The organism is Phenylobacterium sp., from assembly GCF_036723115.1.
Lineage (GTDB): Bacteria > Pseudomonadota > Alphaproteobacteria > Caulobacterales > Caulobacteraceae > Phenylobacterium.
Genome location: NZ_DAIMHV010000141.1, coordinates 1 through 6,811, shown reverse-complemented (window position 1 = coordinate 6,811; position 6,811 = coordinate 1). Strand labels below are relative to the sequence as shown.

Here is a 6,811-nt window from a genome sequence, read left to right as displayed (position 1 = left end):
CAGTGGCCGATCATCAGCCAGGCCTGGGGCCGCAGCACCGCCAGGTGGTCGGTGATGGTCTTGGCGTTGGAGGGACCGACCCCGATATTGATCAGGCTGACGCCCCGGCCGTCCTCGGTCATCAGGTGATAGGCCGGCATCTGGTGGCGCCGCCAGGGCGCGTCGGCCACCACCTGTTCGGGGTTTTTCGTCTGCGCCGTCACCAGCACCCGGCCGGCGGCCGACAGCGCCACATAGGGACCATCCGCCCGCAGCTGGGCGCAGGCCCAGGCCACGAACTCGTCCACATAGCGATGGTAGTTGGTGAACAGGATGTAGGGCTGCACATGTTCGGCCGGCGCGCCCGTATAGTGGGCCAGGCGCGCCAGGGAGAAGTCCGTGCGCAGGCCGTCGAACAGGGCCAGCGGGCGGGCGGCCTCCAGCTCCGGCAGCCAGAAACCGTCGGCGATCTCGTCGCCGATATGGGCGAGCTCGGTGGTGGGAAAGTGCCGGGCGATGGCCGCAGCGCCCATATCGGCCTTGGCCAGGTCCACCGTCCCGTCCAGGACATAGGGAAAGGGAATCTCCTGGTTCGAGCGGCCCACCGAGACGGTGAGGTCGAAATCCGCCATCAGCAGGCTGAGCTGCTCCACCAGATAGTCGCCGAAGAGGTCGGGCCGGGTCACGGTCACCGCATAGCGCCCCGGCGCCGAGAGCCGGGCATAGGCCCGTGACAGGCGGGGATAGTCCTGGCCGGCGGGCCAGGTGAGCTGAAGCTCCGGATAGACGAAGGCGCCGCTGGCGCGCAGCGCCGGATCAGGCGGGGCGCCGCCGTCCAGAAAGCGCTGCAGGGCCCCGCGAAGGGCTTGAACCGAGGTCTGATATTCTTCGGTGAGGCGCGCCACGATGGCGGCCGGGTCGGTCATGATCGTCATGGCCGATCATAGCCGCCCAAGGCGACGGTTTCGAGAGGCGCTGAAGGCCCGGGGCCGCTTGCGCGCAGGCGGGGCCAGCCCCCATATCTGGGCCGAACCTCAACCTTCGGAAGACGATGCACAACCATCTGCGAACCTTCACCCTGCTGGCCGCCCTGACCGCCCTGTTCGTGGGCGTGGGCTACCTGATCGGCGGGGCCGGCGGCATGCTGATCGCCCTGGTCCTGGCCGGGGGCATGAACCTGTTCAGCTACTGGAACTCCGACAAGATCGTCCTGAAGATGCACGGCGCCCAGCCGGTGGACGAGACCCATGCCGAGCCCATGGTGCGCAACTTCGTGCGCGATGTCTTCGATCTGGCCGACGGCGCGGGCATGCCGAGGCCCAAGGTCTATCTGATGGCCACCGACCAGCCCAACGCCTTCGCCACGGGCCGCAATCCGGAGAACGCCGCCGTGGCCGCCACCGCGGGCCTGCTGCGCCTGCTGGACCGGCGCGAGGTGCGTGGCGTGATGGCCCACGAGCTGGCCCATGTGAAAAACCGCGACACCCTGACCATGACGGTCACCGCCACCATCGCCGGCGCGATCTCGGCCCTGGCCAACTTCGCCCTGTTCTTCGGCGGCAATGACCGGGAGCGGCCCGGCGGCCTTATCGGGACGCTCGCCCTGATGATCCTGGCGCCCATGGCCGCGGGCCTGGTGCAGATGGCCATCAGCCGGGGTCGGGAATATGAGGCCGATCGTGGCGGCGCGGAGATCTGCGGCGATCCCCAGGCGCTGGCCGACGCCCTGCAGAAGATCGAGCGCTATGCCCGCGGGACGGTGAACCTGGCGGCGGAGCGCAATCCCGCCACCGGGCAGATGTTCATCATCAATCCCCTGGCCGGCCGCGGGGCGGACAACCTGTTCTCCACCCATCCGGCCACCGCCAACCGGGTCGCCGCCCTCATGAAGATGGCGGGGTCCATGGCCGCCCCCGTGGCCCGCGCGGCCCGGGCCGTCGGAACGGCGGTGCCGGTCACGCGGCGCTCCGACCCGGGCCCCTGGGGCTGAGCGCGAAAATCTGAGCCGTCTGGTGCGGAACGATCCGCCCAGACGGCTCGAACCTATTCCGCGGGCAGGATGTTCTCCGCCCGCTTGGCCTGCAGGCGCTCAAACTCCGCCCAGACGCCTGCGTCCCCGTGCCATTGGCCCTTGGTGGCGGCCTTTGAATATTCGGTGGCGCGCGCCTCGAAGAAGTTGGCGTGCTCCACGCCCGAGAGCATGGACTGCAGCCAGGGCAGCGGATTTTCCTGAATGCCATAGACCTCCGGCAGATGGAGCTGCCGCAGGCGCCAATCGGCGATGAAGCGGATGTAGCGCTTGATGTCCTCGGGCGTCATGCCCTGGATCTCGCCGGCCTCGAAGGCCAGGTCGATGAACTTGTCCTCCAGGCCCACCACAGTCTTGCAGCAGTCGACGATGTCGTCGGCCACGGACTTGGTCACCACCTTGGTCTCGGCGTTGAAGGCGTGGAACAGGCGGATGATGCCTTCGCAGTGCAGGCTTTCGTCGCGCACCGACCAGGACACGATCTGACCCATGCCCTTCATCTTGTTGTGGCGCGGGAAGTTCATGAGCATGGCGAAGGAGGCGAAGAGCTGCAGCCCCTCGGTGAAGCCGCCGAACATGGCCAGCGTGCGGGCGATGTCGGCCTCAGAATCCACGCCGAACTGTTGCATGTAGTCATGCTTGTCGCGCATGGCCTGGTAGTCGAGGAAGGCCGTGAACTCCGAATCGGGCATGCCGATGGTTTCGAGGAGCAGGGCGTAGGCGGCGATGTGGATCGTCTCCATGTTGGAGAAGGACGCCAGCATCATCTTCACCTCGGTCGGTTTGAAGACCCGGCCGTAGCGCTCCATGTAGTTGTCGTTCACCTCGACATCGGACTGAGTGAAGAAGCGGAAGATCTGCGTCAGCAGGTTCCGCTCGCGATCATTCAGCTTGGCCGCCCAGTCCTTCACGTCCTCGCCCAGAGGCACCTCCTCGGGCATCCAGTGGACCTGCTGCTGCTTCTTCCAATAGTCGTAGGCCCAGGGATAGCGGAAGGGCTTGTAGGCGTAGGAAGGGGTGAGCAGGCCCGGCAGGGCGGTAGGAACGGCGTCGGTCACGGCACTTCCCCGAGAAGCTGGCGGAGGTCTAGGATCGCAACCGGCAGGGTATCAGCGATTGCATCGACATCCAGGGGACAATCGGTCGCGAACCCCAATATGTTGTGAACAATACCAGCGGAGGCACAACCTGTGGCCAGCGAAGGCTATGTGGTCTATGGCGCGCCAGGCTCAGGCTCGGTGGCTGTCGAGGCCGCCCTGACCCTCATCGGCGCCCCCTGGCGCGTCGTCGACGCCGACTGGAACGACTTCGATCCGGTGGAGCGCGTGAACCCGCTCCGGCAGGTGCCGGCCCTCGCCCTGCCGTCTGGAGAACTGATGACCGAGAGCGCGGCCATCCTGTTGCACCTGGCCGAGGCCCATCCCGAGGCCGAACTTGCGCCGCCAGCCGCAGATTCCCTGCGCCCGGCCTTCCTGCGGTGGATGATCTATGTGCCAGCGGCGATCTATCCCATGTACTGGGTCCGGGACGTCCCTTCGCGCCTGGCCGCCGACGGCCAGGCCGAGGCGGTCATTCTTCAGCGCACGGCCGCCCGGATCGCCGAGTGCTGGGGCAAGATGAACGCCCAGGTTTCGCCCGGCGACTACATCCTCGGAGACCGCCTGACCATGCTCGACCTCTACGTGGCTGTGGTGTCGCGCTGGACCCCGGGTCGCCTGCGGTTCGGCGAGGTCGCGCCAAAACTGGCGGGGCCGGTTCGTCGGGTCGATGACGACCCGCGCCTGGCCGAGCTTTGGGCCCAGCGTTTCCCACCGGGAGATTTGGCGTGAAGCTCTACACCTTCCAGCGGAACTCCGCCGGCGAGCGGGTGCGGATCGCGCTTGGTCTCAAGGGCTTGGCCTATGACTATGTGTCGGTCCCCGCCCTGCCGGAGGGCGCGTACCTGAAGATCAACCCCCAGGGCCTGATGCCGGCGCTGGAACTGCCCGACGGCCAGGTGATCGCCCAGTCAGGCGCCATCCTCGCCTATCTGGAGGACGCCTTTCCGCAGCCGCCGCTCCTGCCCGCCGATCCGGTCGTCCGCGCTCAGGCGCGCAGCTTCGCCCTGTTCATCGCCGCTGAGATGCATGCGGTGACGGTGAGCCGGGTCCGGCGGTTCGTGGCGGACGCGTTGGGGACCGGGGCCGAAGGGGAAGCCCGGTGGCTTGCACATTGGACCACCGAAGGCCTTGTCCGACTGGAGGAGATGCTGTCGCGGCGGCCATTCAACTCCGCCTATTGTTACGGCGACGCGCCCGGCTGGGCGGATCTCCACCTCGTACCGGCGCTGCGCAATGCGCGACGGTTCGGCGTTTCGGTCGATCCTTATGTTCGGCTATTGGGCGTTGAGGCGGCTTGCCGCGCATTGCCGGCGTTCCAGTCCGCGAGGCCCGAAGCCCAGCCGGACTTCCACACCTGAGCGGCGGGCGCTCAGTCCTGGGCGCGGATGGAGAAGGACAGGGCGACCATCTGATCGCTCTTGGTTTCCTGGCCCCAGATCATGTGCTGGCCCTTCACCTCGCGGTGGACATAGCCCAGCGAGGCCTGCATGGGCCCCTGACGCCAGCCGACCCCCACATGGGCGTCGCCCACCAGGGCGCTGGAACGGTCGGTGGACCATCCGGCCTGATTCCAGCCATCGCCGTTGCGCAGCATGTTGAGCCCCACGGCCCGGCCGCTGGCGGCGGCGAAGAGATACCAGCGCCCCTGGTCGCCAAAGGCGTCCCCGTCGCGCACGCCCATCTCGTTCAGGCGGTTCTCCAGATCGTTGTCGAGGTTGCGGCCCAGACGCACCGTGGCGCCGGCCTCGGCCTGGCCGCCGCCCGAGGCGAAGCCCACGCCGGCGCGGGGCGTGACATCCACATTCAGGTCGCCCGCGGCGAAACGCATGGCCGCGGGCCAGTCGCGGGTCAGGGTGACCTCATAGGCCTGGGCGTCGAATTCGCCGCGCTCGACGTTCAGGGGCAGGCCGCCCGGGGTGCGCAGCGGGCCGCCGACGCTGACCCGCAGGGTGTCGACCGCCCCGCTGGGCGCCACCGCGACGCTTTCGCCCGTGCGCCAGCGGACGGGCCCCTGGCCCAAGGCATAGGCTTCCCGCTGAGTGACATCAAAGGTGGGGTCCACCGCCGAAGCGGCCCCTTGCGGCGCGAAGGCGGCGTCCATAAGTGCAAAGGCGGAACGGGTCGCCTCGGCATTGGCCGACTCGACTTCATAACCGCTCGCCGATGCGGCGCTGGCGGCCCCGAGGCACATGGCCGCGGCGAGCGAAGCCGAAACCTTCATCCTGATCTCTCCCAGTCCCTGCACCAGGGACCCCCAGGGGATCCAAGATGCCATTGTTCCATGAAGAAACAATGGCGGAAACAGGGCGCAAGTTCCGGGGGAAAAGGCGAAACGGCGGGCTCAACTTCGTGAACCCGCCGCTTGGAAACCAAAGCCCAATCAGGGCGTTAGCTCGGGCTTTCATGGAACGGCAGGCTTTCGCCTACTGGCAGGCCAGGCATTCCTCATAGTCGGTGCGGGCCGCGGCCTCGACCTCAGCCTCGATCATGGCGCCTATGGCCGCGCCAGCATGGGCGGCGCGCTGCACCGATTTGGAGCGCAGATAATAGAGCGACTTGCAGCCGCGCTCCCACGCCGTCCAGTGCAGCATGTGCAGGTCCCACTTGTCGATGTCGCCGGGCAGGAAGAGGTTCACCGACTGGGACTGGCAGATGTCAGGCGTGCGGTCGGCGGCCAGTTCGACGATCCAGCGCTGGTCGATCTCGAAGGCGGTCTTGAAGATGTCCTTCTCGTCCTGGGTCAGCCCGTCGATGTGCTGCACCGAGCCTTCGTTCTCCAGGATGGAGTCCCAGATGGCCGGGGTGTTGAGGCCGCGGGCCTCTAGCACCTGTTCCAGATACGGGTTGCGGACGGCGAAGGTGCCCGACAGCGTCTTGTGGGTGTAGATATTGGCCGGGATCGGCTCGATGCCCGCGCTGGTCCCGCCACAGATGATGGAGATCGACGCCGTCGGCGCGATGGCCAGCTTGTGCGAGAAGCGCTCCATCACGCCGCGCTCGGCGGCGTCCGGGCAGGGCCCGCGCTCTTCGGCCAGCTTGCGGCTGGCCGCGTCGCAATGGCGGCGCAGGTGCTTGAAGAGCCGCATGTTCCACGACTTGGCCAGGGCGCTCTCGAAGGGCACGTTCTGCGCCTGCAGGAAGGTGTGGAAGCCCATCAGGCCCAGACCCACCGAACGCTCCCGGCGGGCGGCGTAGACGGCGTTCTTCATTTCGGCCGGGGCGCGGCTGATGAAGTCCTCCAGCACGTTGTCGAGGAAGCGCATCACGTCCTCGATGAAGGTGGGATGGTCGCGCCATTCCAGGAACTTCTCGGCGTTGACCGAGGACAGGCAGCACACGGCGGTGCGGTCGTTGCCCAGGTGGTCCACGCCGGTGTGCAGCATGATCTCCGAGCACAGGTTCGACTGGCGCACCGAGAGACCCAGCTCCCGCTGGTGCTGCGGCATGGCCCGGTTCACGGTGTCGGCGAAGATGAGGTAGGGCTCGCCGGTCTGCAGGCGGATCTCGAGGATCTTCTGCCACAGGGAGCGGGCGTCCAACTCGCGGATCACCTCGTTGGACTTGGGCGAGCGCAGACCGAAGGGCGCGCCGTCGCGCACCGCCTCCATGAACTCGTCAGTGATGTTGATGCCGTGGTGCAGGTTGAGCGACTTGCGGTTGAAGTCGCCCGACGGCTTGCGGATCTCGAGGAACTCCTCGATCT

Annotated in this window: 7 protein-coding genes; 3 read left to right on the top strand and 4 right to left on the bottom strand. The window is 67.3% G+C overall.

Translation table 11 applies throughout. From position 1 onward, the window contains the following. Positions 1 to 914, bottom strand: a 914-nt coding sequence (locus V7D28_RS12640) for an AMP nucleosidase (RefSeq protein ID WP_333587738.1), incomplete at its 3' end; no start/stop codon positions are given. 116 nt (positions 915 to 1,030) lie between these two features. Between V7D28_RS12640 and htpX the strand changes: the two genes are divergently transcribed. Further along, positions 1,031 to 1,969, top strand: a complete 939-nt coding sequence (gene htpX, locus V7D28_RS12635; RefSeq protein WP_333587737.1) for a zinc metalloprotease HtpX — start codon at positions 1,031 to 1,033, stop codon at positions 1,967 to 1,969. A 53-nt stretch (positions 1,970 to 2,022) separates the two neighbouring features. Here the strand turns inward: htpX and V7D28_RS12630 are convergent, their stop codons facing one another. Continuing rightward, a complete protein-coding gene (locus tag V7D28_RS12630; protein WP_333587736.1) occupies positions 2,023 to 3,066 on the bottom strand; it encodes a ribonucleotide-diphosphate reductase subunit beta in 1,044 nt (347 codons plus the stop codon). 132 nt (positions 3,067 to 3,198) lie between these two features. On the opposite strand from V7D28_RS12630, the gene V7D28_RS12625 reads away from it, so the two are divergent. Both V7D28_RS12625 and maiA read left to right on the top strand, forming a co-directional pair. After that, positions 3,199 to 3,837, top strand: coding sequence for a glutathione S-transferase family protein (locus V7D28_RS12625; protein WP_333587735.1), 639 nt, complete (start codon positions 3,199 to 3,201; stop codon positions 3,835 to 3,837). Next, the gene (gene maiA / locus V7D28_RS12620) at positions 3,834 to 4,466 is read left to right on the top strand and encodes a maleylacetoacetate isomerase (RefSeq protein ID WP_333587734.1); all 633 of its coding nucleotides are present in this window, start codon (positions 3,834 to 3,836) and stop codon (positions 4,464 to 4,466) included. The genes V7D28_RS12625 and maiA overlap by 4 nt, the downstream gene beginning before the upstream one ends. A gap of 11 nt (positions 4,467 to 4,477) precedes the next feature. Here maiA and V7D28_RS12615 read toward each other — a convergent pair whose 3' ends face one another. Both V7D28_RS12615 and V7D28_RS12610 read right to left on the bottom strand, forming a co-directional pair. Further along, a complete protein-coding gene (locus V7D28_RS12615; RefSeq protein WP_333587733.1) occupies positions 4,478 to 5,329 on the bottom strand; it encodes a lipid A-modifier LpxR family protein in 852 nt (283 codons plus the stop codon). A 202-nt stretch (positions 5,330 to 5,531) separates the two neighbouring features. Then, a partial coding sequence (locus V7D28_RS12610) for a ribonucleoside-diphosphate reductase subunit alpha (protein WP_333587732.1) occupies positions 5,532 to 6,811 on the bottom strand: 1,280 nt, incomplete at its 5' end.